At 67.8% G+C, this 26,051-nt stretch carries 19 protein-coding genes; 8 read left to right on the top strand and 11 right to left on the bottom strand.

The annotated features are described in order from the left end of the window. Window positions 1-10 precede the first annotated feature (10 nt). The 3 genes from dnaJ to grpE form a co-directional block, all read right to left on the bottom strand. Window positions 11-1,159: a molecular chaperone DnaJ gene (gene dnaJ / locus C1704_RS11440; protein ID WP_104302860.1), complete on the bottom strand. Its 1,149-nt coding sequence runs from the start codon at window positions 1,157-1,159 to the stop codon at window positions 11-13. 87 nt (window positions 1,160-1,246) lie between these two features. Beyond that, window positions 1,247-3,193 carry a molecular chaperone DnaK gene (dnaK, locus tag C1704_RS11445; protein ID WP_104302861.1) on the bottom strand — a complete coding sequence of 649 codons (1,947 nt, stop codon included), beginning with the start codon at window positions 3,191-3,193 and terminating at the stop codon, window positions 1,247-1,249. Between the two features lie 83 nt (window positions 3,194-3,276). Then, window positions 3,277-3,807: a nucleotide exchange factor GrpE gene (grpE, locus tag C1704_RS11450; RefSeq protein ID WP_104302998.1), complete on the bottom strand. Its 531-nt coding sequence runs from the start codon at window positions 3,805-3,807 to the stop codon at window positions 3,277-3,279. Window positions 3,808-4,061: 254 nt separating this feature from the next. On the opposite strand from grpE, the gene C1704_RS11455 reads away from it, so the two are divergent. Together C1704_RS11455 and C1704_RS11460 are read left to right on the top strand one after the other, a co-directional pair. After that, on the top strand, window positions 4,062-4,949 hold the full coding sequence (locus C1704_RS11455; RefSeq protein ID WP_104302862.1) for a DUF6502 family protein: 888 nt from the start codon (window positions 4,062-4,064) through the stop codon (window positions 4,947-4,949). A 107-nt stretch (window positions 4,950-5,056) separates the two neighbouring features. Then, entirely contained in the window at window positions 5,057-6,166 is a 1,110-nt protein-coding gene (locus tag C1704_RS11460; protein ID WP_104302863.1) for a DUF5666 domain-containing protein, read from the top strand. Between the two features lie 13 nt (window positions 6,167-6,179). Here C1704_RS11460 and C1704_RS11465 read toward each other — a convergent pair whose 3' ends face one another. The 3 genes from C1704_RS11465 to C1704_RS11475 form a co-directional block, all read right to left on the bottom strand. Continuing rightward, window positions 6,180-6,584 carry an RNA-binding S4 domain-containing protein gene (locus tag C1704_RS11465; RefSeq protein ID WP_104302864.1) on the bottom strand — a complete coding sequence of 135 codons (405 nt, stop codon included), beginning with the start codon at window positions 6,582-6,584 and terminating at the stop codon, window positions 6,180-6,182. Between the two features lie 6 nt (window positions 6,585-6,590). Further along, window positions 6,591-7,682 (bottom strand): ferrochelatase, encoded by a 1,092-nt coding sequence (gene hemH, locus C1704_RS11470; RefSeq protein ID WP_104302865.1) that lies wholly within the window; start codon window positions 7,680-7,682, stop codon window positions 6,591-6,593. Window positions 7,683-7,747: 65 nt separating this feature from the next. Next, window positions 7,748-10,954, bottom strand: coding sequence for a PAS domain S-box protein (locus C1704_RS11475; protein ID WP_104302866.1), 3,207 nt, complete (start codon window positions 10,952-10,954; stop codon window positions 7,748-7,750). A gap of 136 nt (window positions 10,955-11,090) precedes the next feature. On the opposite strand from C1704_RS11475, the gene C1704_RS11480 reads away from it, so the two are divergent. Next, window positions 11,091-11,813: an HAD family hydrolase gene (locus tag C1704_RS11480; RefSeq protein WP_245876459.1), complete on the top strand. Its 723-nt coding sequence runs from the start codon at window positions 11,091-11,093 to the stop codon at window positions 11,811-11,813. A gap of 20 nt (window positions 11,814-11,833) precedes the next feature. Here the strand turns inward: C1704_RS11480 and C1704_RS11485 are convergent, their stop codons facing one another. The 3 genes from C1704_RS11485 to dnaG all read right to left on the bottom strand — a co-directional run bounded on the left by C1704_RS11485 (window position 11,834) and on the right by dnaG (window position 17,331). Further along, window positions 11,834-12,748 carry an adenylate/guanylate cyclase domain-containing protein gene (locus C1704_RS11485; RefSeq protein WP_104302867.1) on the bottom strand — a complete coding sequence of 305 codons (915 nt, stop codon included), beginning with the start codon at window positions 12,746-12,748 and terminating at the stop codon, window positions 11,834-11,836. Between the two features lie 155 nt (window positions 12,749-12,903). Beyond that, window positions 12,904-15,186, bottom strand: coding sequence for an RNA polymerase sigma factor RpoD (gene rpoD / locus C1704_RS11490; protein WP_104302868.1), 2,283 nt, complete (start codon window positions 15,184-15,186; stop codon window positions 12,904-12,906). A gap of 315 nt (window positions 15,187-15,501) precedes the next feature. Continuing rightward, window positions 15,502-17,331 (bottom strand): DNA primase, encoded by a 1,830-nt coding sequence (dnaG, locus tag C1704_RS11495; protein ID WP_104302869.1) that lies wholly within the window; start codon window positions 17,329-17,331, stop codon window positions 15,502-15,504. Window positions 17,332-17,550: 219 nt separating this feature from the next. Here dnaG and malE point away from each other — a divergent pair, with 219 nt between their 5' ends. Beyond that, window positions 17,551-18,792, top strand: coding sequence for a maltose/maltodextrin ABC transporter substrate-binding protein MalE (gene malE / locus C1704_RS11500; RefSeq protein ID WP_104302870.1), 1,242 nt, complete (start codon window positions 17,551-17,553; stop codon window positions 18,790-18,792). Between the two features lie 5 nt (window positions 18,793-18,797). Here malE and C1704_RS11505 read toward each other — a convergent pair whose 3' ends face one another. Both C1704_RS11505 and C1704_RS11510 read right to left on the bottom strand, forming a co-directional pair. Next, complete coding sequence (locus tag C1704_RS11505; protein ID WP_104302871.1) at window positions 18,798-20,594, bottom strand: gamma-glutamyltransferase family protein; 1,797 nt, start codon at window positions 20,592-20,594, stop codon at window positions 18,798-18,800. 8 nt (window positions 20,595-20,602) lie between these two features. Next, on the bottom strand, window positions 20,603-21,361 hold the full coding sequence (locus tag C1704_RS11510; protein WP_104302872.1) for a 3-hydroxyacyl-CoA dehydrogenase: 759 nt from the start codon (window positions 21,359-21,361) through the stop codon (window positions 20,603-20,605). 166 nt (window positions 21,362-21,527) lie between these two features. Between C1704_RS11510 and C1704_RS11515 the strand changes: the two genes are divergently transcribed. The 4 genes from C1704_RS11515 to C1704_RS11530 are packed head-to-tail and all read left to right on the top strand — an operon-like array spanning window position 21,528 to window position 26,051. Further along, complete coding sequence (locus tag C1704_RS11515) at window positions 21,528-23,879, top strand: bifunctional salicylyl-CoA 5-hydroxylase/oxidoreductase (RefSeq protein ID WP_104302873.1); 2,352 nt, start codon at window positions 21,528-21,530, stop codon at window positions 23,877-23,879. 2 nt (window positions 23,880-23,881) lie between these two features. Then, window positions 23,882-24,646 (top strand): SDR family NAD(P)-dependent oxidoreductase, encoded by a 765-nt coding sequence (locus C1704_RS11520; protein ID WP_104302874.1) that lies wholly within the window; start codon window positions 23,882-23,884, stop codon window positions 24,644-24,646. Between the two features lie 14 nt (window positions 24,647-24,660). Beyond that, window positions 24,661-25,188: a MarR family winged helix-turn-helix transcriptional regulator gene (locus C1704_RS11525; RefSeq protein ID WP_104303000.1), complete on the top strand. Its 528-nt coding sequence runs from the start codon at window positions 24,661-24,663 to the stop codon at window positions 25,186-25,188. Further along, entirely contained in the window at window positions 25,185-26,051 is an 867-nt protein-coding gene (locus tag C1704_RS11530; RefSeq protein ID WP_104302875.1) for an enoyl-CoA hydratase family protein, read from the top strand. Before C1704_RS11525 ends, C1704_RS11530 begins: the two co-directional genes overlap by 4 nt.

The following is a 26,051-nucleotide window of genomic DNA, read 5'->3' on the forward strand; positions in this document are numbered from 1 at the left end:
GGGACACCGATCACTTGAACAGGTCTCTCACGCGGTCGGTCCAGCTTTTGGCATTGGGCGAGTGGCGTTCGCCCCCCTTCTTGAGCGACTCGTCGAGTTCCTTCACCAGCTTGCGCTGGTGCTCGGTGAGCTTGACCGGCGTCTCGATCTGGATGTGGCAGTACAGGTCGCCCGGGTAGGCCGAGCGCACGCCCTTGATGCCCTTGCCGCGCAGGCGGAAGGTCTTGCCGTGCTGTGTGCCCTCGGGCAGTTCGATCTCGGCACGGCCTGACAGCGTGGGCACCTCGATGGCGCCGCCCAGGATGGCCGTGGTCATGCCCACCGGCACCGTGCAGTGCAGGTCGTCGCCATCACGCTCGAAGATGTCGTGCTTCTTGATGCGGATCTCGATGTAGAGATCACCGGCCGGCCCGCCATTGGTGCCCGGCTCGCCGTTGCCGGCCGAGCGGATGCGCATGCCTTCATCGATGCCGGCGGGGATCTTCACCTCCAGCGTCTTCGACTTCTTGAGCTTGCCCTGGCCGCCGCAGGTGGTGCAGGGCTCGGGGATCACCTTGCCCGTGCCGTGACAGTGGGGGCAGGTCTGCTGGATGCTGAAGAAACCCTGGCGCAGGTGGACCGTGCCCGAGCCCTGGCACGTGCCGCAGGTCTTCGCGCTGGTGCCGGGCTTGGCGCCGGTGCCGTGGCAGGTGTCGCACTCCTCCCAACTGGGAATGCGGATCTGCGCCTCCTTGCCATGCGCGGCCTCTTCGAGAGAGATTTCCATGGCGTAGGACAGGTCGCTGCCGCGATAGACCTGTGGGCCGCCGCCGCGACGGCCCCCGCCGGCCGCACCGAAGATGTCGCCGAAGATGTCGCCGAAGGCCTCGGCAAAACCGCCGAAACCCTCGGGGCCGGCGCCGCGAAAGCCGGCACCGCCCATGTTGGGGTCCACCCCGGCGTGGCCGTACTGGTCATAGGCGGCCCGCTTCTTGGGGTCGGAGAGCATCTCGTAGGCCTCCTTGGCCTCCTTGAAATGTTCCTCGGCCTCTTTGGCTTTCTCACCCTGGTTGCGGTCCGGGTGGTATTTCATGGCCAGCTTGCGATAGGCCTTCTTGATCTCGTCGTCCGACGCGTTCTTTGCGACGCCGAGGACGTCGTAGTAGTCACGCTTTGCCATGTTCTAGGTCACCTTCCAAAACGCAAATCCCCCGTGCGCAGTGTGGGCTGCCCACGGGGGTGGCTCACGGTCGTGGGCAAGCGTCGATTACTTCTTGTCCTTCACTTCGGTGAACTCGGCGTCCACCACGTTGTCGTCGGCCGGCTTGGTCGAAGCCTGGGCACCCGGCTTCGGGTCGGCCTGTGCTGCGCCGGCGGCCGCCTGGGCAGCCTGCATCTCGGCATAGACCTTCTCACCCAGCTTCTGGCTGGCGGTCATCAGCGCTTCGCTCTTGGCCTCGATGGCTGCCTTGTCCTCACCCTTGAGGGCTTCCTCGGCGTCCTTGATCGCAGCCTCGATGGCTTCCTTCTCCGACGCTTCGAGCTTCTCACCATGCTCGGCGAGCGATTTCTTCACGCTGTGCACCAGTGCATCGGCCTGGTTGCGGGCCTGCACGAGCTCCAGCTTGCGCTTGTCCTCGGCCGCGTTGAGCTCGGCATCCTTCACCATCTTCTGAATCTCTTCCTCGGTCAGACCCGAGTTCGCCTTGATGGTGATCTTGTTCTCCTTGCCGGTGGCCTTATCCTTCGCGCCCACGTGCAGGATGCCATTGGCGTCGATGTCGAAGGTCACTTCGATCTGGGGCACGCCGCGCGGGGCGGGAGGGATGCCTTCGAGATTGAACTCACCCAGCAGCTTGTTGCCGGAGGCCATCTCGCGCTCGCCCTGGAAAACCTTGATCGTCACGGCAGGCTGGTTGTCGTCAGCGGTGGAGAAGACCTGCGAGAACTTGGTCGGGATGGTCGTGTTCTTGCTGATCATCTTCGTCATGACGCCGCCCAGGGTCTCGATGCCCAGCGACAGCGGGGTCACGTCGAGCAGCAGCACGTCCTTGCGCTCACCGCCGAGCACCTGGCCCTGGATGGCCGCGCCCACGGCCACGGCCTCGTCGGGGTTCACGTCCTTGCGCGGATCCTTGCCGAAGAACTCCTTGACCTTCTCCTGCACCTTGGGCATGCGGGTCATGCCGCCCACCAGGATCACGTCGTCGATCTCGCCCACCTTCACGCCCGCATCCTTGATGGCCGTGCGGCAGGGTTCGATGGTGCGCTCGATCAGTTCTTCCACCAAGGCTTCGAGCTTGGCACGCGTGAGCTTGATGTTCAGGTGCTTCGGGCCCGAGGCATCGGCGGTGATGTAAGGCAGGTTGATGTCGGTCTGCGAGCTGTTCGACAGCTCGATCTTGGCCTTTTCGGCGGCTTCCTTCAGCCGCTGCAGGGCCAGCACGTCCTTGCTCAGGTCAACGCCTTGCTCCTTCTTGAACTCGGCGATGATGTAGTCGATGATGCGCTGGTCGAAGTCTTCGCCGCCCAGGAAGGTGTCGCCGTTGGTGGAGAGCACCTCGAACTGCTTCTCGCCGTCCACATCAGCGATCTCGATGATGGAAATGTCGAAGGTGCCGCCGCCCAGGTCATAGACGGCGATCTTGCGGTCGCCCTTGGCGGTCTTGTCCAGGCCGAAGGCCAGTGCGGCCGCAGTCGGCTCGTTGATGATGCGCTTGACTTCCAGGCCGGCAATGCGGCCGGCGTCCTTCGTGGCCTGGCGCTGGCTGTCGTTGAAGTAGGCCGGCACGGTGATCACGGCCTCGGTGACGGGTTCACCCAGGTAATCCTCGGCGGTCTTCTTCATCTTGCGCAGCACCTCGGCGCTGACCTGCGGCGGAGCGAGCTTCTTGCCGCGCACCTCCACCCAGGCATCGCCATTGTCAGCCTGCACAATCGAGTAGGGCATCAGGTCGATGTCCTTCTGAACTTCCTTCTCGGTGAACTTGCGGCCAATCAGGCGCTTCACCGCGTACAGCGTGTTCTTCGGGTTGGTGACGGCCTGGCGCTTGGCCGAGGCGCCGACCAGCACCTCGCCGTCTTCCTGATAGGCGATGATGGACGGCGTGGTGCGCGCACCCTCGCTGTTCTCGATGACCTTGGCGGTATTGCCTTCCATGATGGCCACGCACGAGTTGGTGGTGCCCAGGTCGATGCCGATGATCTTGCCCATGTTCAATGCTCCTGAATGCTGAAATCCGGTTGTCTGTTACTTGTGGATAAGTGCTCTGTATTTCAAGGGTGGAGGGTCCAGCCTCACTGAGGAGCCGAGACGGTCACCAGGGCCGGGCGCAGCACTCGGTCGGCGATCACGTAGCCCTTCTGCAGCACAGCCACGATGGTGTTGGGCTCTTGCTCTGCCGGCACCACGCTGATGGCCTGATGGTGGTGGGGATCAAACTTGTCACCGGCGGCCGGATTCACCTCCACCACCTTGTTCCGCTCCAGGGCCTGCGCCAGCTGGCGCAGCGTGGCGTGCACGCCTTCGCGCATCTGTTCCGGCGTGGCGTTTTCCACCGCCAGGGCGGCCTCCAGGCTGTCCTTGACGGGCAGCAGGCTGTCGGCGAAGCCCTCGATGGCGAACTTGCGTGTCTTGGCGATTTCCTCCTCGGCCCGACGGCGGGTGTTCTCCACCTCGGCCTTGGCCCTCAGATAGGCGTCGGAGACCTCGGCGTGCTTGGCTTCCAGTTCGGCCAGCTTCTGTTCGACGGCCACCAGTTCGGCGGGCTCAGCGGCCAGTTCGGCGGGCGCTGGTTGAGTCTGCTCAGGGTTCTGTGCTTCTGCCATGACGTCATGTTCCCAAAGAATGCCGGCCACTTGGGGATGCATCCTGGGGTTTCAAGAGGATGGAAGGCCCAATGGGCCACGGGGGTGTGAATTGTGAGGCAAATCACGGATGAGCTGACCCCGGAATCTGGGGGACTGTCTCAATATCGGGCACACTGCGGGGTGTTGCAAGCGGCTGCAGCCCCGGTGAGGAGTGGGGCTGTGGCGGTCCACAAGAACATCGAAGCACCCCCAGGGTGAAGTCCGGCCCGCCTTTGGAACCCAAGCCCGTCATCGATCCGAGCGATCCACCAGCTGCGCTCACCGGCCCCCGTCGCGCTGACCTGGCGCTGCGCACGGCCCTGGTCCTCGTCACGCCGGTGGTGCGCTGGCTTTTGCGGCGCGGCGTTCAGTATGGGGCGCTGGCCACGGCGCTCAAGCGCGTGTTCGTGAAGGTCGCCGCCGAAGAATTGGAGCGCACCGGGCGCCGCACCACCGATTCGGCCGTGAGTGTGCTCAGCGGCGTGCACCGCAAGGACGTGCGGGCCTTCTACCAGCTGGGCCGCGCCCTTCAGCGCGACAAGAGCCTCTCACCGGCGTCCCTGGTCTTCACCCGCTGGGCGACCGATGCCCAGTGGCGCGACCCCATCAGCGGCCAGCCGCTGCGGCTGCCGCGGCTGGGCCCGGCCCCGTCTTTCGAGGCCCTGGCCCGCGAGGTCTCGACCGATGTGCACCCGCGCACCCTGCTGGACGAGTTGCTCCGTCTGGAGCTGGTTCGGCTCGTGGACGACGAGGTGCAGCTGGCGGCCGACAGTTTCGTCCCTTCGGCCGACGAAGCGGCGATGGCCGAGCTGTTTGCCGCCAACGGCGCAGACCACCTCTCGGCGGCCGTGCACAACCTCACCACATCCGGGCCCAAGATGCTCGAGCAGAGCGTTTTTGCCACCGGTCTGTCGCGGGCGTCGGCCGAGGAGCTGGGAGTGCTGGCGCGCCGGCTCTGGGCCGAGGCCTTTGCCCGCATGGCGGAGGAGGCGAGCCGCCGTCACCAGGCCGACCAGCCCGCCTTCCCGGCATACCGCATGCGCTTTGGCATTTACTACTACACCGAGCCCATGAGCCCGGAACGTCGGGAACCCCCGGGTTCCACGGAGAGGTCGGAGTGAATCGTTCGTTCAGGCTTTCTTGGCTGGGAGTTCTGCTGCCTGCATTGGGCGCAGCGCTGGCCAGCTGTGGTGGCGATGGGGTGGGGTCGGGCGGAACCGGCGCGCCGGTGAGTGTGAGCTCGGCCACTGTGAACGGCTTTGGCAGCGTCGTGGCCGACGGATCCGTGTATGGCACCGATGGGGCCACGGTGCGTGAGGAGACCCGGCCCGGCGTGTTCAGTGACACCGTGCTCGAGCTGGGGCAGGGGCTCACCTTGCGCTACCAGGGGCCCGAGGGTGCCGAGCAGGCGATCCGCGTGGATGTGGAACCCGCGCTGGTGGGGGCGGTGTCCGCAACCCCGTCTGCAGGGACCTTCGCGGTGCGCTCGCAGACGGTGCGGATCAACACGGATCCCGATCAGGGCCCGGTGACGTTCTTCGAAGGATTCCATGGGCTGAGCGGGCTGTCGGCCGGAGAGCAGGTGCGTGTGTACGGGGTCTTGCGCAGGAACGGCAGCAGCCAGGAGATCCGGGCCAGCCGGATCGAGAAGCTGCCGGCGGTGCCGGCGGCAGACCGGGTGGTGGGGGTGGTCAGCGCGCTCGACACCACAGGCGGGGCCCTGCGCTTTTCGTTGGGCAGCCTCCTGGTCGATGCCACGCAGGCGACCGTGCTGGATGGCCCGGTGGCCAACGGCCTTCGTGTGGCGGTGTGGTTCTCGCCAGGCACCGACCAGGTGCAAGGCGTGCGGGTGCTGCGCCTCAACGAGCCGGGCAGCATCTCGACCCCCGGGCGTATCGGCGGTGTGGTGGGCCAGTTGGACGAGTCCGCCCAGACTTTCGAGCTGGCGGGTGTGTTGGTGCGCTATGCCGGGGCACAGGTCACTCCGCAGGGGCCGCAGTTCCAGCTCGGTGATGGCGTCTTCGTACGGGTGCGCGGCAGCCACCTTCAGGATGGGAGCTTCCTCGCCACGCGGGTGCAGGTGCGCAAGCGGGCCGACCCCGGCTTCGTGGAGGTGGAGCTGACCGGCCCGGTGGAAGATTGGAGCTCGCTGGGCCGCTTCCAGGTGCGTGGGACTCCGGTCAATGCCCAGGGTGCCGGCTTCCGCGGGAACTGCGGGCATCCCTCAAACCCGGCCCTGACCGTGGGGCAGCGGGTGCGCATCGAGGGGGGGGTGCAGACCGGCGCCCAGGGCTCCTACGTTCAGGCGGCGATCGTGCACTGCCTGAACACGCCCTGACGGGTACGGCAACTCAGCCGAGGTCGTCCAGCGAGGCGCTCCAGCGCCGCCAGTCGGCCAGTTGCCGGCGGTCGCGCTTGGTCGGGCGTCCCTGCTCGATGGCCTGGGCGGGGTCGGCCAGATAGCGGCGGTTGCGCGCCGCCTCTTCGCGCGCCCGAATGCTCTCAACGGTCTCTTCGTAAAGCTGCTGGGCCACGGGGGCCGGGCCGCGTACGTCGCTCAGGCCGCGGACCACCACCACGCGCGTGATGCCCGACTGCTGGATGCTCAGTCGGTCCCCGATGCGCACGTCGCGGGCCGGCTTGGCTGGCTGCTCATTGACCTTCACCCGCCCTTTGTCCACCTCGTCGGTGGCCAGGCTGCGCGTCTTGAAGAAGCGCGCGGCCCACAGCCATTTGTCCAGGCGCACGGTGTCCATGGGATGTCAGTTCGTGGCGCCAAGCGCCCGCGCCCGCTCGCGCTGCCGCTCCAGGGCCCCCACGTCCGGCGTCTCCCGCGTGGGCCATCCCGCCAGATGCTGCTCGGACAAGGCGCTCAGTGCGGCAATCCACTCATGCTGATCGTTCAGGCAGGGGATGTAGTGGAAGTCCTTGCCGCCTGCTCCCAGGAAGGCTTGCCTGCCCTCCATGGCGATCTCCTCCAGGGTTTCGATGCAGTCGCTCACGAAGCCGGGGCAGGCCACGTCCACGCGCTCCACGCCCGATCGACCCAGCTCGATCAGCGTGGGCTCGGTGTAGGGCTGCAGCCAGGGAGCCTTGCCAAACCGGCTCTGGAAGGTGATCACCCACTGGTCCGGGCGCAGTCCCAGGCGGTCGGCCAGCAGCCGGGCGGTCTTGTGGCATTCGCAGTGGTAGGGGTCACCGAGCGTCAGGGTGCGCTGGGGCACGCCATGGAAGCTCAACAGCAGGCGGTCCGGTCGGCCGTGGTCCATCCAGTACTGGCTGATGCGGCGAGCCAGCGCATCGATGTACATCGGGTGGTCGTGATAGTGGTTCACGAAGCGCAGTTCGGGCAGTGTGCGGACCCGGCGGGCCCAGTCACCCACGGCATCGATCACACTGGCAGTGGTGGTCCCGGAGTACTGCGGATAGAGCGGCAGCACCAGCACGCGGGTGGCGCCGGCCGCCTTCAGCGCGTCGAGTTGCGCGGCGACCGACGGCTGACCGTAACGCATCGCGGCTGCCACCTTCACCCGGTGCCCCCGTTCACCCAGATAGCCCTGAAGCAGCTTGGCCTGCTTGTCGGTCCACACCCGCAGCGGGGATCCCTCAGCGGTCCAGATGCTGGCGTACTTGGCCGCCGACTTGGCAGGGCGCACACGCAGGATGATGCCGTGCAGGATGATCTTCCACAGCCAGCGAGGGATCTCCACCACACGGGGATCACTGAGGAACTGGGCCAGATAGCGGCGCAGGGCGGGCGCCGTCGGTGCGTCCGGCGTGCCAAGGTTGCACAGCAGCACGCCGGTGAGGGGGGGCTGTCCGTGGCGGTAGGCGGGTTCTTGGGCAAAGCTCATGCGGGTGGCGGGCTCCTTCGGGCCCGATTATTCCCGACGGCCGATGGCCCCGCGCGGTGGGGGGCTCAGGCGCGGGCCGTCGGCCGCGGGGCCACACGCTGCACGTCGGCCAGGACCTTGTCCAGCGAGATCGGTTTGGTCCAGTAGCCCACGAAGCCGGCCGCGCGTGCACGCTCGATGTCGTCAGGCATCGCATCTGCCGAACACATGAAGGCCGGCGTATCCTGCAGGCCGTGCAGGTGGCGCAGGTCCTGGAGAACCTCGAATCCGCTCTTGCCGGGCAAGTGTGCATCAAGCACGAGGATGTCGGGACGCCAGCCCTGCACGAGGGACAGGGCCTGGGGCCCGTCTTCTGCCACGCGCAGCTCGACGTGGGCACACAGCTTCATGGCCTCCTCGAAGAGCAAGGCGTTGATGGGGTTGTCCTCGACGTAGAGCATGCGCACCAGGCCCGCTTCCCGGGGCAGGCTCGGCGGCTCGGTCCGTGGGGGCTGCCCTGGCAACGGGGGCGCGGTGAGTGGGGTGTCGGCCCGCGGCAGTTCCACGCTGACGGTGGTGCCCACGCCGGGGGTGCTGCTGACGGTGATGCTGCCACCCATTTCCTCGATGAAGCGTTTGGCGATCAGCAAGCCCAGGCCCGTGCCTTCGACGGACGACGTCTCACGCCCCAGGCGCTCGAAGGGCTGGAACAGGCGCTCGAGCTGATGCGGCTCGAGCCCGGCGCCGGTATCTTCGATGTCCAGGCGCAGGTGCCGCCCTGTGGCCACGCCACAGCGAAGCACGACGCGACCCGGCGACCGGTTGTACTTGATGGCGTTGGAGACGAGGTTGATGAGCACCTGTCGTGTGCGCTGGACATCGGCCAGGATGTTCCAGTGGCCGTCGATGCGGTTGTCGATGTGGACCTGCGCTTGCCGGGCCAGGGGGGCGAGCAGCTCCAGGGCTTCACCGACCACGGTGCCCAGATGGAGCGTTTCAGGCGAGAAGGCGAGCTGGCCGGCCTCCACGCGTTGCAGGTCCAGCACATCGTTGATGAGCGCGAGCAGATGGCGGCCCGCCTGCAGCATGTGGGCCGCATAGTCCTGCACCTGAGCGGGGTTGGCACTGTTGGCACTCATCCCCAGCAATTGCGCGAAGCCGATCATGGCGTTCAGCGGGGTGCGGATCTCGTGGCTCATGCGCGAGAGGAACTCGGTCTTGGCCTGGCTGGCCAGTTCCGCTGCCTGCTTGTCGCGCAAGGCCTGCTCGGCCTGCTTCAGCCGGGTGATGTCTGAGTAGGTCCCCACCAGGCGAAGGGCGCGACCATCCGGTGAGCGGCTCATGGCCTTGCCACGTTCGAACACCCACAGGTAGTGGCCGTCGCGGTGACGCATGCGGTGCTCGGACTGGTAGTCCTCGGTGTGTCCCTTCAAATGCGCAATCAGCGCACGCCGCACGCGCGGCAGGTCATCGGGGTGGATGCGTTGCACCCACTCCCGGGGGTGATTGCTCAGCGCATCGTCTCCGTGACCGAGGTTGGCCCGCCAGCTGTGCGAGTAGTACACCTCGTTGCTGCGAACATCCCAATCCCACACACCGTCTCCGCTGCCTTCGAGCGCAAACTTCCATCGTTGCTCACTCTGGGCCAGCGCCTGCTCGGCCTGGCGCTGGCGGGTGATGTCCCGGAAGGTGATCACGGCTGACATGGACGCCTCTTCGGGGGCCAGCCGCAGGGGCTGGGCGCTCACGCCCAGCCAGCGCGCCTCTCCTTGTGCTGTCCTGAGGGCGTAGACCTGTTCAGGCACGGGCTCACCCGCCTCCAGGGCCCGGTGGACGGGATGGGCAGCGCTTGGCAACGGGCTCAGGTCTTCGCGCAGCAGGTCCAGGCCCGGACGCATCATGAGCTGATCCATGGGCAGGTCGAGAATGCGGCAGGCCGCCGGGTTGACGGCCACCACCACACGCTCGCGGGTGAGCACCATCAGCCCATCGCTGATGGCCAGGGTCACCGAGCGGTAGAGCGCTTCGCTCAGGCGCAACCTTTCGGCGGCAATGCTGCGCTCGGTGATGTCCATGCCCACGCGAACGGTCCCGCCGCTTGCGATGGCTTCTTCGGTCAGCATGATCCGGCGGTCGCGGTAGCGCAGCTCCCGGGGGGCAGCGCCGCGGGCTGGGGCCGTCGTGAGCCAATCGAGGAAGCTGTCCTCCTGGCCCGCAGCATCCGGGTAGTCGCCGGCCTGCAATCCCAGGCGCACGGCGTCCCGCCAGTTCGCACCATGGGGGTCGGTCAGATGCCGTCCCGGACCCTCGCGCCAGCTTCGGTTGGCATGCACGATGCGGTCGCTGGCATCGGTGATGACGATGATCGCGCCGACGCTGTCAATGGCGTCCTGCAGCAATCCTTGAGCTTGGCGGGCCTGTTGCTGAATGCGAAGTTCCTCGGTCACCACCCGGGTGGCACCGCGGTAGCCTCGAAAGGCGCCGGCAGAGTCGAAGACCGGGGTACCCGACACCGAGACCGCGAGCCGTCCCCGCGGCGTCTCGCGCTCCATCACCAGGTGGCTGAACGGCTCCCGCGCTTCCCGGGCCCGCACGTAGGTGGCGTGACTGCCGGCGTGCTCCGGATCACTGCTGGGTGCGAACAGGTCGCGCGCGCGCAGGCCGATTTCGTCGCTGGGTCGCAGCCCGGTGTGCTTTTCGATGCCGGCGGACACCCAGGTGATGCAACCGTTGTGGTCGCTTTCCCAGAGCCAGTCGCTGCCGGCCAGGCTGGCTGTGCGCACCCGGGCCTCCTGCAGCCGCGAGCGCTGCTCCCGGAGGCGGGACTGGAGCATGTCTTCGAGCATCCGCCCGAGTCGCAGCAGACCGTCACGGCCAGCATCGGTCAACGGGCGCGGCTGCAGGTCATACACGCACAGCGTGGCGACCACTTCCCCTTCGACACGCAGCGGCAGGCTGGCAAAGAAGCGCAGCCGGTAAGCGTCCACGACAAAAGGATGGTCGGCATAGCGCGGGTCCAAGGTCAGATCCTCGACCACGCTCAGACCCTCGATGTGCAAGGTGTGGTTGCACAAGGCCAGGTACCGGGGCACTTCCTGGATCGAGGCCCCGACGATCGCTTTGTACCAGTGCCGGTCCCGGTCCATGAAGCCCAGCAGTGCCAGGGGGCAGTCCGTGACACCGGCCGCCAGCTGCACGGCCGCATCGAAACTCGGCTCGGCAGCCGTGTCCATGATGCGCAACTCGTGCAGGCGCTCCAGGCGGCGGTTCTCGTCGGGGGCAGGGCGGGACATGGTGTCCGGAACAGCGGGGCGGTGAGGGGTAGGCAATGAGTCCGCTGCGCACTATAGGGGAAGGTGTGTGGCATTCCGCAGGGTGGGCCCTCGGGATTGTCCGAGGTTTGCGGCAGAAGTTGACGAATGCGCTACCGTGTCGGTCTTGTCCTGCTTCCACGCCAATCCCGTGACCCCTGTGGCCCTGACGCTCGACCTCGACGACACCCTGTGGCCGATCTGGCCGGCCATCGAGCGGGCTGAGGTGCACTTGCATGGCTGGCTGGCGCAGCGCGCGCCGGCCACCGCGGCCCGTTTCGACACTGCCGGCCTGCGAGCGCTGCGCGACGAGGTGGCGCGCACCCACCCCCACTGGGCCCACGACCTCAGCGCCGTGCGCCTGGAGAGCCTGCGGCGCGCGCTGGCCGCCGCGGGCGACGATGTCCGGCTGGCCGAGCCGGCCTTCGAGACCTTCCTGCAGTGGCGGCACCGGGTAGACCTCTATGAAGACGTGGTGCCGGCGCTCGAGCGCCTGGCCTCGCGCTTCCCGCTGGTGGCCCTGACGAACGGCAATGCCGATCTGCGCGCCATCGGGCTGGCGCCCTGGTTTCGCAGCGTGGTGAGTGCACGGGGGTTCGGGCGAGGCAAGCCGCATGCCGACATCTTCATGGAGGCCTGCCGTCAGGCGCAGGCGCCGCCGGCGCAGGTGCTGCACGTGGGCGATGACCTCCTGCTGGACGTGGAGGCGGCGCTGGCGGCTGGCCTGCAGGCGGCCTGGGTGGCGCGTCCGGACATCCACGCGGATGTGGACCGTGCACCGCCGGGGACCCACCATGTGGTGAGGAGCCTGGGCGAACTGGCGGACCGGCTGGGCGTCTGAGCAACCGACGCCGGCGCCGCTCAAGGGGTGGCGTAGCTGAAGATCTCGAAGTGCAGGCAGGCGGCCCGAGGGTCATCGGGCGGGGCGCCCAGGCCGATCACGCCGCGGCCGTGCAGCATGCAGCGACCACGGCGCAGCACGACCGTCTCGGGCTCGTTGGCAAAGCGCACGAAGCTGCCGTTGCTGCTCTGGTCGTCGAGGTGGAAGTTGCCGCCGTGCCATTCGATGCGCGCATGCAGGCGCGAGACGCGGGTGTCATCGATGCACAGTGTCGATTCGGGACTGCGGCCCAGCACGACGGGGGTCTGCTGTGGGGTGAAGGTCTGGTGGGTGCCGCCCACGGTCAGCCGGAGGCATTCGGCCGACGGTGTGTCGGTGAAGTCCGAGAACAGGGTCGAGACCGGGGCGTCGTCGGCCCAGGTTTCCAGCATGAAGACCTTGCACGGCTCCGCGCGGCCGCGCAGGTGCAGTCGGTCAAGGCAACGGAAGCGCTGGCGATCGAGCCGGCTGAGTTGGGCATGCACGGCGTCGGTGATCAGCACCTCGTTGTCGCCGGCATGCTCCAGCAGCCGGGCGGCGACGTTGACGGCGTCTCCGAAGCAATCGCTGTCCACCTCGATGATTTCGCCATGGGCCAGGGCCACGCGCAGCTTGAGAGAGGCAGCACCGGTTTCGGCGTCTGCCATGATGCGGGCGATGGCGTCCTGCATCTCGCAGGCAGCGCGCGCACTGCGAACCGGTTTGTCGAAGATGGCCATGAGGCCGTCGCCCAGCGTCTTGACGACGGCGCCGTGCTGGGAGCGCACCACCTGGGTGAGAACCCCGACGGTGCGGGTGATGATCTCGGCGGCCTGGGTGTTGCCCAGGGATTCGTAGAGCGACGTGCTGCCGCGCAGGTCGGCAAACAGGACGGTTCGCTCGCGGGATGAGGCCATCTGCACAGTGTGAAAAAACTCACGCGCAGTGTAGCCGCAGCCTGAGGGCAGCCGACATGAAAACGGCTCGGGACTGACCCCGAGCCGTTGCTTTCATGCCAAAACCTTTCACATCGCAAACTTTTGCACCGGCCCGGTGCAGGTGGTGCGATGTTTCAGAGGTTGTCGAGGTAGGTCCTGAGTTTGTCCGAGCGGCTGGGGTGCTTGAGCTTGCGGATGGCCTTGGCCTCGATCTGGCGGATGCGCTCGCGCGTCACGTCAAACTGCTTGCCCACCTCCTCCAGGGTGTGGTCGGTGCTCATCTCGATGCCGAAGCGCATGCGCAGCACCTTGGCCTCGCGGGGGGTGAGGCTGTCGAGGATGTCCTTGACCACGTCGCGCAGGCCGGCCTGCATGGCCGCATCCACCGGGGCGGTGTTGTTGGTGTCCTCGATGAAGTCGCCCAGGTGGGAGTCGTCGTCGTCGCCGATGGGGGTTTCCATCGAGATAGGCTCCTTGGCGATCTTCATGATCTTGCGGATCTTGTCCTCGGGCATCTCCATCTTCTCGGCCAGCGTCGGCGCATCGGGTTCGAAACCGAACTCCTGCAGGTGCTGGCGCGAGATGCGGTTCATCTTGTTGATCGTCTCGATCATGTGCACCGGGATGCGGATGGTGCGGGCCTGGTCGGCGATCGAGCGCGTGATGGCCTGACGGATCCACCAGGTGGCGTAGGTCGAGAACTTGTAGCCGCGACGGTATTCGAACTTGTCCACCGCCTTCATCAGGCCGATGTTGCCTTCCTGGATGAGGTCAAGGAACTGCAGGCCTCGGTTGGTGTACTTCTTCGCGATGGAAATCACCAGGCGCAGGTTGGCCTCGATCATCTCGCGCTTGGCTTCGCGGGAGGCGGCTTCGCCTTCGTTCATGCGCTTGTTGATCTCCTTGAGATCTTCCAGCGGAACGACGGCGCGGGCCTGGATGTCGATGAGCTTTTGCTGCAGTTCCTGGATGGCCGGCAGGTTGCGCACGAGCACGCTGCTGTAGGGTTTGCCGGCCGCGGCTTCCTTCTCGGCCCACTTGAGGTTGAGCACGTTGGCGGGGAAGACCTTGATGAAGTGCTCCTGCGGCATGCCGCACTTGTCCACGGCGATCTTGCGGATCTCACGCTCATAGCGGCGCACGTCGTCCACCTGCGAGCGCAGGATGTCGCACAGCTTCTCGATGGTCTTGACCGTGAAGCGGATGGTCATCAACTCGTCGGAAATCGCCTGCTGGGCCTTGTTGTAGGAGGCCGACTTGTACCCGTCTTTCTCATAGGCGCGGCGCATCTTGTCGAAATCGGCGCGCAGCCGGGCGAATTTCTCCAGCGCAGCGGACTTGAGCTCCTCGAGCTTCTTGGTCAGCGCCTTGGAGCCGCCGTTGCCGTCGTCGTCGTCTTCCTCGTCGAATTCATCAAAGTCTTCCTCGGCGACGTAGTCGTCGGCCTCATCGTCCGAGACAAAGCCGTCCACCACCTCGGAGATCTGCATCTCGCCGGCGGCGATCTTCTCGCCCAGCGAGAGGATCTCGGCAATGGTCGTGGGCGAGGCCGAGATGGCCAGCATCATGGCCTGCAGTCCACCTTCGATGCGCTTGGCGATCTCGATCTCGCCCTCACGGGTGAGCAGTTCGACCGTGCCCATTTCGCGCATGTACATGCGCACCGGGTCGGTGGTGCGGCCGAATTCGCTGTCCACGGTGGACAGGGCAGCCTCTGCCTCCTCCTCGGCTTCTTCTTCGGTCGCGGTGGTGGTCGTGCCTCCGGCGATCAGCAGGGTGGCAGCATCGGGGGCTTGCTCATAGACGGCAATGCCCATGTCGTTGAGCATGGACACGATGGCGTCCATGATCTCGGCCTCCACCAGCTTTTCGGGCAGGTGATCGTTGATCTCCGCGTGGGTCAGGAACCCCCGCGTCTTGCCCATCTTGATGAGGGTCTTGAGCTCGGTGCGACGCTTGTTGACCTCTTCTTCGGTCAGCATGGTCTCGTCCAGCCCGAACTCACGCATCAGCGCGCGCTCCTTGGCGCGGCTGACCTTCATGCGCAGCGGCTTGGCCTTGGGCTTGTCGTCTTCCTCGCCGGCGGCTTCGACCTCGGGCTCCACTTCACCTTCGAGGTCGGCATCGATGTCGGAGAAATCCTCATCGGCATCCAGGGCCGGGCGCCCCTTCTTGGCCGATGCGGTCTCCGCCTTCGGCTTGCGTCCACGCTTGCCCTTGGGAGCGGCATCGACCTCGGCGGCGGCGGCCTTGGACGTACGGGTGCCGGCGGTCTTGGTCGCAGCCTTGGACGCGGCGGCCTTCGCCGGCGCCTCCTTCACGGCAGCGGCTGCCTTGGAAGCTTTCTTCTTCTCGGCGGGTTCAGCGGCTGCGGCCTTGGTGGCGGCCTTGGGGCTGGCACTCTTCTTGGCGGTCATGCGTTTCCTCGAATGGTCTGGGACGAAGGGTTCCGGTCCATGCATGCGTCTGAGCCCCCCGCGCAGCAGGCAGGAACAGTCATTTCAGATGCACGAACGAAACATGTCGGCGCTGCAATGCGGCACATGCGGCCGGCAGTCGCCGACTCAAGGGGCAAGCTCGCGTGAACCTGGATGAATTGCAGCCCTTGCGGGAAAGGGGTGGCCGTTGTGCGTAACCCGTGTCGCGGGTGGCCGGGGTCCGGAGGTGCTGCTGTCACTCTTGCCGCTTCAGTAACCTTTCATTATCGCTTACAGAGCGCCTTCCGTCAAACCTCACCCCGGCTGCGCCAGCGCCCGCAGCCGCTGGATGCGCTCATTGACTTCGCGCAGCCGATGCAGCGCCAGGGGGTCGGCGCCGACGTGGCGGGCCAGTTGATGCGATTCGCGCGTCAATCGCTCGATCCAGAGCTGGTCGATGGAGCGGCGCAGGTCATCGAAACGGACCACGTCGGCGACGGCCAACCCGCTGATCGCGCGCCGCGCCGCCTCGAGCAGCGGGTGGTCGGCCAGGGCGCTTTCCAGCGCCGGCCAGGGCGCCGGGCCATGCTCGGCCAGGAAGCGTTCCATCCACGCGCACAGCTCCCCATGCGGGGGCGGGAGTTCGTGCAGGAACTGGTGGTCTTCGGCCGACAGGCGGTCCCACCATTCGCTGTGCTGCAGCAGCAGCCGCAGCGCGTTGTCGGCGGGGCCGGGCGGTGGTGTGCGGGGGCCGGCAGGGCGGGGCGGTTCGTCGCGCCCCCGCCATCCTCTTCGCCGCGGGGCATCGCCGGCGTGGCTGCGCGGGCCTTTGCCCGTCGCCGGGGGGCGTCCTTGCCAGAGGTCGAGCAGGTCGGGCGCGTTCAGGCCGCCAGCCTGGGCGAGGTCGGCGAGGATCTGCTGCTTGAGCACGCCGTCGGGCAGCTGGTTCCACAGCGGCTTGGCCGCCGCCAGCAGGTGGGCCCGACCTTCGGCCGTGCTGAGATCCAGGCCTTGGCGGGCGGTATCGAGCAACTGGCGCGACAGGGGCACCGCATCGGCCACGCACAGCGCGAAGGCGTCGCGACCATGTTCGCGGATGTAGGAATCCGGGTCGTGCTCGGGCGGCAGGAACAGGAACTTGATCGTGCGGGTGTCGCTGGCGTGCGGCAGGGCCGCTTCGAGGGCCCGCACGGCCGCGCGGCGGCCGGCGGCATCGCCGTCGAAGCTGAAGACGAGGGTGTCGGTGAAGCGCAGCAGCTTGTGCACGTGTTCGGCGGTGCAGGCGGTGCCCAGGGTGGCCACGGCATTGGGGAAGCCCAGCTGCGCGAGCGCCACCACGTCCATGTAGCCCTCGACCACCAGGGCGTAGCCGAGCTGGCGCAGGGCCTGGCGAGCTTCGTACAGGCCGTAGAGTTCGCGGCCCTTCACGAAGACCGGGGTCTCCGGGGAATTCAGGTACTTGGGCTCGCCCTGGTCGATCACACGCCCGCCGAAGCCGATGACCTCGCCGCGCACGTTGCGGATGGGGAACATCACCCGGTCGCGGAAGCGGTCATAGCGCCGGGCGTCTTCGCCGTCATCCTGGACGATGACGAGGCCGGCTTCGGCCAGCAGGGGGTCGTCGTAGTGAGGAAAGGCGCTGGCCAGGCTGCGCCAGCCTTCGGGGGCATAGCCCAGCGCGAACCGTGCCGCGATGTCGCCGGTGAGCCCGCGGCGCTTGAGGTAGTCGATGGCGCGCGGGCTGGCCTTGAGCTGCTTGCGGTAGTGTGCAGCGGCGCGCTCCAGCACCTCGGTCAGGGTGCCCTGGCGCTCGCGCTGCTGCTGCGCCTGCGCCCGTTCCTCGGGCGTGCTGTCGTCCTCGGGCACGGCCAGGCCCACCTGCTGGGCGAGGTCGCGCACGGCGTCGATGAAGCCCAGCCCCCCGTGCTCCATGAGGAAGTCGATGGCGTTGCCATGCACGCCGCAGCCAAAGCAGTGATAGGTCTGGCGTGAGGGGCTGACGATGAAACTCGGTGTTTTCTCGCCGTGGAAGGGGCACAGACCCTTGAAGTTGATGCCGGCCTTCTTGAGTTGGACGTAACGGCCCACGATCTCGACGATGTCGATGCGGGCGAGCAGGTCCTGTTTGAAGCCGGGTGGGATCACGTGCGGAGTCTAACCCCGGGGCCTGTCACGCTGGATCCTGGGGCTCGGCTTCGTCGATGGAGCGACTGAATGTAGTCGAAATACTTTTGATGTAGTACAGAGGTCAGGCCGCGGATACAGGCGCGACTCGGCATGATTTTTCTGCGGGTCAATCCTAGTTTGTAAGAGATTGGTAACAACTAGACTCCGGTCCACGGGTGCGTGATCCATGGAGGAGTGATGCAGAAAAGTCGACGTGATGTAGTCAAACTACTTTCCGCGGTGGCCGGCGTGCCGGTCCTGAGCTGGCACACACGGGCGGGTGCGTGGACCGCCGGGCAGCTGACGGTCTGGGTGAATGCCGACAAGGGGCACGAAGGCTTGCGCCGGGTGGCCGAGGCCTATGCCCAGCGCAGCGGCCGCAAGGTGGTGGTGCAGCACTTCGAGCAGGCGGTCGATCGCTTCGAGGCGGTCATGAAGGAGGGAGGGCAGGGCGGACCGGACATCTGGATCTGGCCCCACGACCGCATCGGCGACTGGATCCAGCGCGGCTGGATCGCGCCGGTGCAGCCGAGCGAACCTGTGCGCAGCGACATCGTGCAGGTGGCCTGGGATGGCTTCACGCAAGGCGGCAAGATCTGGGGCTACCCGCTGTCGGTGGAGGCGGTGGCCCTGGTCTACAACAAGGCGCTGGTGGCCCAGCCGCCGGCCAGTTTCGAGGAGGTGCTCGCCCTGCACGAGAAGCTCAAGCCCAAGGGCATCCGCGCCCTGGGCTGGGAGACGGGCAGTCCGTACTTCACCTGGCCGCTGATGGCCGCCGGCGGGGCCTATGTCTTCCAGCGGCGCATCGACGGCAGCTACGAGCCGCGGGACACCGGCATCAACCATCCCGGCGCGGTGCGGGCGGGCCAGTACCTCCAGCAGCTGATGGCCGCCGGCGTGATTCCCCAGGGCGGCTTGAGCTATTCGGAGGCCGAGGCCGACATGCAGGACGGCCAGCAGGCCATGTGGATCACGGGCCCGTGGGCGTGGGAAGGGCTGAAGTCGAACGGCATCGACTTCGGCGTCGCGCCGCTGCCCACGCTGGGGGGGCGTCCGGCGCGACCCTTCGTGGGTGTGCTCGGTGCCATGGTGGTGGAGGGCTCGCCGCACCGGGCCCAGGCGATCGACTTCATCGAGAACCACCTGCTCAAGCCCGAGAGTCTGCAGCGCATCAACGCCGACAAGCCGCTGGGCGTGCCCGCGTCGCGTCGCATGTTCTGGAGCCAGTATGCCGATGCGCGCGTGCGCGCCTCCATGGAGGCCATCTACGCGGGGCGTCCGATGCCCAGCAACAGCGAGATGACCTGGTTCTGGCAGCACCTGTCCGCTGCGCTGCGTGAGATCAACAGCGGCACCCGTGGGCCACGTGAGGCGCTGGATGCGGCTGCGGCTCAGATCCGTGCGCTGGCGTCGCAAGGGCGGCCGGTGGCAAGCCGCTGAGCCGGTCAATCGCCGCGAACCGCCCCCTCGCGGCGCGGGTCGGCGCCACCCAGCCAGCCGCGCGGGTGGCGTTGCAGCGCCTGGGCTCCGCTGGTCATGGGGGCCTCTCGAACGGTGTGCCCGCGCTGCCGCAGGGTCTCGAGGGTCGCACTCGGAAAACGATCCTCTTCCAGCAGCAGGGGTCCGCCGGTGGTGCCGAAGTTGGGCAGGTCGAGCGCCTGCTGGGCATCCAGCCCCCAGGCCAGGGTGCCCAGCAGGGCCTTGGCCGTGTAGTGGATGATGAGTGCCCCGCCCGGCGAGCCGACGTTGAGCACGAGTTCGCCGCTGTTGCGATCGAAGACCAGCGTGGGACTCATGGACGAGCGGGGGCGCTTGCCGGGCTCGACGCGGTTGGCCACGGGGCGTCCTTCGGCATCGGTGGGCACGAAGGCGAAGTCGGTGAGCTGGTTGTTGAGCAGGAAGCCGCCGGGCAGGCCAGTGCCGCCGTCGACGAGCTGCCGCGCACCGAAGGCATCCTCGATCGTCGTGGTCAGGGCCACCGCACGGCCTTCGCGGTCGATGACCGAGAGGTGCGAGGTTCCGTGCTCGGGCGCGTCGGGTTGCGGCGCCCAGGCGCTGGGCTGGCCATCCGGGCGGCCGGGCAGGGCCCGCTCCATGGCCCGCTCGCCGATGAGCCGGGCACGCTCGGCCAGGTAGGCGGGTGCCAGCAGGCTGCGCCAGGTGCCCGCGGGCGGCGCCGCGAAGTCGGGGTCGGCCACGTACTGGGCGCGGTCGGCAAAGGCCAGCCGGGAGGCTTCGGTGTAGGTGTGCAGGAAGGCCGGGGTGGGTCGCCCCGCGAGCAGGGGCGAACCCGTGGGCGCGGCGTGTTCGAGCAGGCCGAGGATCTGAGCCACGGCCAGGTGCCCGGAGGACGGTGGCGGGAAGCCGCACAGGCGCCAGGTGCGCCACTCGCTGCACAAGGCGTCGCGGCGGCGGGGCTGGTAGGCTGCCAGATCGGCCTCGCTCAGGCGCCCGGGCCGCGCGGGGTGGCTGCGCACCTTGGCCACGATGCTGCTGGCGATCGGCCCGCGATAGAAGGCCTTTGCACCGTCGCGGGCCAGTGTGCGCAGGACGGCCGCCAGGGCCGGGTTGCGCAGACGGTGTCCGACCGGATGCGGTTCGCCGTTGGGGTGATAGAAGTAGGCAGCCGCAGCCGGGTCGAGGCGCAGGTACGCGTCGGCCTTCAGCAGCGCATGCAGCCGGGGGCTGACCGGGAAGCCGTCTTCGGCCAGGGCGATGGCGGGTTCGAACAGGCGCGCCCAGGGCAGCCGGCCGTGGGCGCGGTGGGTGGCTTCGAGCAGGCGCATCACGCCGGGCGTGCCCACCGACAGGCCACCCACCACGGCGTCGCGAAACGGCAGCGGCCGGCCCTGGGCGTCGAGGAAGAGCCGTTCGTCGGCAGCAGCCGGCGCGGTTTCGCGGCCGTCCCAGGCATCGAGCCGTCGGCCATCCCAATGCAGGAGGAAGGCGCCCCCGCCGATGCCGCTGGACTGCGGCTCGACGAGCGTGAGCACGAGTTGCGCGGCGATGGCCGCATCCACCGCGGTGCCGCCCTCGCGCAGCATGCGCCAGCCGGCGTCGGTGGCCAGCGGGTGGGCGGTGGCGATGGCCTGGCGGCGGGCCAGGACGGCCTCGCGCGCGGTCGTGCCGGTGGCGGCCTCGGGCTGGTCGGGGCGCGCGATGTCCGGCGCCGGCGGGCCTGCGCAGCCCAGCAGCAAGGCCGGTAGCAAGGCCAGGAGGGCGGCAAGACCGGCTCGGCGCATGGCGGGGCTCAGCGCGGCGCCAGTCGGATGGCGCCGTCCAGGCGGATCACCTCGCCGTTGAGCATCTCGTTGGTGACGATCTGGTGCACCAGCTTGGCATAGTCCTCGGGCGTGCCCAGGCGGCTGGGGAAGGGCACGCTCGCGGCCAGCGCTTCCTGCACCTCCTTGGGCATGCCGAAGAGCATGGGGGTGCCGAAGATGCCGGGGGCGATGGTCATGTTGCGGATGCCATTGCGCGACAGGTCGCGGGCGATGGGCAGGGTCATGCCGACCACGCCCCCCTTGGAGGCGGCGTAGGCCGCCTGGCCGATCTGGCCGTCGTAGGCCGCCACCGACGCGGTGGAGATCATCACGCCACGCTCGCCGGTGGGCTCCGGGTCGTTTCGGCACATGGCTTCGGCCGCCAGGCGGATCATGTTGAAGCTGCCGATCAGGTTGACCGTGATGGTCTTGGTGAAGACGGCCAGCGGGTGCGCACCTTCCTTGCCGACAGTCTTGACTGCCGGGGCGATGCCTGCGCAGTTCACGAGACCCATCAGCTTGCCGAGCGACACGGCCTGGGCGACCACCGCCTTGCCGTCGTCTTCGCTGGCAACGTCGCACTTCACGAACACGCCGCCGATGTCCTTGGCCACGGCCGCACCCTTGTCGGCCTGGAGGTCGGCGATGACCACCTTGCCGCCCTCGCGCGCCAGCATGCGGGCCGTGCCTTCGCCCAGGCCGGATGCGCCGCCGGTGACGATGAAGACCTTGCCTTGGATGTCCATATGTGTGCTCCTTGCGTCCCGTGAAGGGATGTGACGTTGACGTAAACGTCAATTGTGACCCAAGCCCCGGATAAACCCGATCAGGGTTGTCCCGGCGGCTCACTTGCTTGACGTTCAAATACTTGAGATCTAAATTAATTGCATCCCAACCACGGAGTTCGTGGGCATGAAGATCGTGTGCATCGGGGGCGGCCCGGCTGGCCTGTACTTCGCGTTGCTGATGAAGCGCGCCGATCCGTCCCACGACATCACCGTGGTCGAGCGCAACCGCCCCTACGACACCTTCGGCTGGGGCGTGGTGTTCTCCGACCAGACCCTGGGCCATCTGCAGCGGGCCGACCCGGAGACGGCCGGGCAGATCCTCGACGCCTTCAACCACTGGGACGACATCGACGTTCACATCCGCGGTCGAACGATCCGCTCGGGCGGCCACGGCTTCTGCGGCATCGGGCGCAAGCGCCTGCTCAACATCCTGCAGGCGCGCTGTGAGGCCCTGGGCGTGAAGCTGGTGTTCGAGACGGAGGTCGGCAGCGATGAGGACTTCCCCGACGCCGATCTCATCATCGCCAGCGACGGCCTGAACAGCCGCATCCGCAGCAAGTACGCCGCAACCTTCCAGCCCGACGTGGACACGCGCCGCTGCCGCTTCGTGTGGCTGGGCACGCACAAACTCTTCGAGGCCTTCACCTTCGCCTTCGAGGAGACCGAGCACGGGTGGTTCCAGGCCCATGCCTACCGCTATGACACCGACACCTCCACCTTCATCGTCGAGACGCCCGAGGAGGTGTGGCTCAAGGCGGGCCTGGACACGATGGACAAGGAGGCGTCCATCGCCTTTTGCGAGCGGCTCTTCGCCAGATATCTCGACGGCCACAAGCTGATGTCCAACGCCGCCCACCTGCGCGGGTCGGCCCAGTGGATCAAGTTTCCCCGCGTGGTGTGCAGGACCTGGGTGCACCACAACGGGCGTGCCCCGGTGGTCCTGATGGGCGATGCGGCCCACACGGCCCACTTTTCGATCGGCTCGGGCACCAAGCTGGCGCTGGAAGACGCGATCGAACTGTCACGCTGCCTGCAGCGCCGCCCCGGCGACCTCGCCGGCGCGCTGAAGGACTACGAAGCCGTGCGCAGCGTCGAGGTGCTGCGCATCCAGAACGCGGCGCGCAACTCGACCGAATGGTTCGAGAACGTCTCGCGCTACGTGCACCTGCCGCCCGAGCAGTTCGCCTACTCGCTGCTCACGCGCAGCCAGCGCATCAGCCACGAGAACCTGCGCCTGCGCGACAAGACCTATGTCGAGCACTTCGAGGACTGGCTGGCCGCCGGCGCCGGCGTGCGGCGCGAGCCTCACCAAGCGCCGGTGCCGCCGATGTTCACGCCCTTCACGGTGCGCGGCGTGACGCTGAAGAACCGCGTCGTCGTCTCGCCCATGGCGCAGTACTCTGCCACCGACGGCGTGCCGGGCGACTACCATCTGGTGCACCTGGGCGCCCGCGCCATGGGCGGCGCCGGCCTGGTGTTCGCCGAGATGACCTGCGTCTCGCCCGAGGCCCGCATCACGCCGGGATGCCCGGGCCTGTGGAACGACATCCAGCGCGAGGCCTGGAAGCGCATCGTCGACTATGTGCACACGCACACCGATGCCAGGATCGGGATGCAGCTGGGCCACGCCGGCGCCAAGGGCTCGACCAACGCGCCGTGGCAGGACGACGGGGCCGACCGGCCGCTGCGTCAGGGCAACTGGCGGCTCATCTCGGCCTCTGCCGTGCCCTACCTCGACGATGGCGCGGTGCCGCGGGCGATGACGCGGGCCGACATGGACCGTGTGCGCGATGACTTCGTCGCTGCGGCCCGACGCGCGGCCGACGCGGGCTTCGACTGGCTGGAGCTGCATTGCGCCCACGGCTACTTGCTGTCGAGTTTCCTGTCCCCACTGACCAACCTGCGCACCGACGACTATGGCGGTGCGCTCTCGAACCGCCTGCGCTATCCGCTCGAGGTGTTTGCCGCCGTGCGCGAGGTCTGGCCCCAGGACCGCCCGATGTCGGTGCGCATTTCGGCACATGACTGGGTGGAAGGCGGTCTCACACCCGACGATGCCGTGCTCATCGGCCGCGCCTTCAAGGCCGCGGGGGCCGACCTGATCGACTGTTCCTCGGGGCAGGTGAGTCCGCATCAGAAGCCTGTGTACGGCCGCATGTACCAGACCCCCTTCGCCGACCGCGTGCGCAACGAAGCGGGCATCGCCACCATCGCCGTGGGGGCGATCACCGACGCCGACCAGGTCAACAGCATCATCGCCGCCGGCCGCGCCGACCTGTGCGCCATCGCACGCCCGCACCTGGCCAACCCGTCATGGACGCTGATGGAGGCGGCCAGGCTCGGTTATGCCGACGTCGCCTGGCCGGTGCAGTACCTCTCGGCCAAGAGCCAGCTCGAGCGCAACCTCGAACGCGAGCGGGCGGCGTCGGGCGGGCTGGCCGCTGCCGAGCAGGCCAACCGCGCGCTGGGGGTGTGAGGATGGCGTTGTCACGTCATGCCGTTGTCACCGGGGCCGGCCGCGGCATCGGTGCCGCCATCGCTCGCGCGTTGGCGCGGCAGGGGCATCGGGTCACGCTGATGGGGCGCACCGCACCGGCGCTGGAGTCCTTGCAGGCGGACCTCCCCGGCGAAGGGCATGGCGTGGCGTTGCTGGATGTGACGGATGCGTCCTCAGTGGCCCAGGCCTTTGCGCGGGCCCGCGAAGCGCTGGGCCCGGTTTCGATCCTTGTCAACAACGCGGGCCAGGCCGAGAGCGCCCCGTTTGCGAAGACGGACGCCGCGCTGTGGCAACGCATGCTGGCCGTCAACCTCACGGGCACTTACCTGTGCACCCAGGCGGCGCTGCCCGACCTGCTGGGCGCAGGCTGGGGGCGCATCGTCAACGTGGCCAGCACGGCCGGCCTGCGCGGCTATGCCTACGTCACGGCCTACACCGCGGCCAAGCACGGTGTGGTGGGCCTGACGCGCGCCCTGGCGCTGGAGCTGGCGAAGAAGGGCGTCACGGTGAATGCGGTGTGCCCGGGCTACACCGAGACCGACCTGCTGCGCCAGAGCATCGAGGGCATCGTGGCCAAGACCGGCCGCAGCGAGGCCCAGGCGCGCGCCGAGCTGGCCGCGGGCAATCCCCAGGGGCGGCTCGTGCAGCCCGAGGAGGTCGCCGATGCGGTGGCCTGGCTGTGCCGCGAGGAAGCCGCAGCGATCACCGGTCAGGCGATCTCGGTCAGCGGCGGGGAGGTCATGTGAAGCGCGCAGCCTTCATGCCCGGCCTGGACGAACACAGCATCGGCCTGGAAGCGCGCGCGTCGTCCGAGGACCACATGGCGCTCAAGCTCTGGCTGCGCCTGCTGGCCTGCAGCACGCAGATCGAGACGGAGATCCGCAAGCGCCTGCGTGCGCGCTTTGGCATCACGCTGTCACGCTTCGACTACCTGGCCCAGCTGCACCGGCACCCGGAGGGGCTGCGCATGAACGCCCTGTCGCGCTACCTGATGGTGACCGGCGGCAGCATCACCGGCCTCACCGACGAGCTGGAAAAGGAAGGCCTGGTGTCGCGTGAACCGTCGCCCGACGACCGCCGGGCCTTCCTGCTGCGGCTCACGGCCGAAGGCCGCCGGGTGTTTGAACGCATCGCGGCTGAGCACGAGGCCTGGGTCATCGAATTCTTCTCCGACCTGCGCGTGGCCGAGCGCAAGACGCTGTACGAACTGCTCGGCCAGTTGCGCGTGCACATGGCGCAGCGCCAGGCCGAACCCACCTCTCCGTCCCCTTCCAGCGAGGCTGCATGAGCACTTCCACCCCTCCCTCTGGCCTGGACCCCGCCCTGGCCGCCGGCAACCGGCGTGCACTCGCCGGATACGCCGCCCGCCACTTCCTGTGGCACTGCGAGGGCGGCGTGGCCCACATCACCCTGAGCCGCCCCGCGCGCAAGAACCCGCTCACTTTCGACTCCTACGCCGAGCTGCGCGACCTTTTTCGCGCGCTGCAGCACGCGGTGGACGTGAAGGCCGTGGTGCTGTCGGGCGCGGGCGGCAACTTCTGCTCGGGCGGCGACGTGCACGAGATCATCGGCCCGCTGGTGCAGCTCAAGGCCCCCGAGCTGCTGATGTTCACACGCATGACCGGCGACCTGGTCAAGGCCATGCGTGCCTGCCCACAACCCATCGTCGCCGCGATCGATGGCGTGTGCGCGGGGGCGGGTGCCATCCTGGCGATGGCCAGCGACCTGCGCCTGGGCACCGCGCGTGCGAAAACAGCCTTCCTCTTCAACCGTGTGGGCCTGGCCGGCTGCGACATGGGGGCCTGCGCGATGCTGCCGCGCATCATCGGCCAGGGGCGGGCGAGCGAGCTGCTCTACACCGGCCGATCGATGGGAGGCGAGGAGGGCCTGCAATGGGGCTTCTTCAATCGCCTGTGTGCTCCCGAGGCCGTGGTGGACGAGGCCCTGCAGCTGGCCCGCGAGATCGCCGCTGGCCCGAGCTTCGCCAACGGCATCACCAAGACCATGCTGCACCAGGAATGGAACATGGGCGTGGACCAGGCCATCGAGGCCGAGGCCCAGGCCCAGGCGATCTGCATGCTCACCGAAGACTTCCGCCGCGCCTACGAGGCTTTCGTGGCGAAGCAGCGTCCAGTGTTCCAGGGGAACTGA

Source organism: Caldimonas caldifontis (genome assembly GCF_002930615.1).
Taxonomy (GTDB): Bacteria; Pseudomonadota; Gammaproteobacteria; order Burkholderiales; family Burkholderiaceae_C; genus Caldimonas; species Caldimonas caldifontis.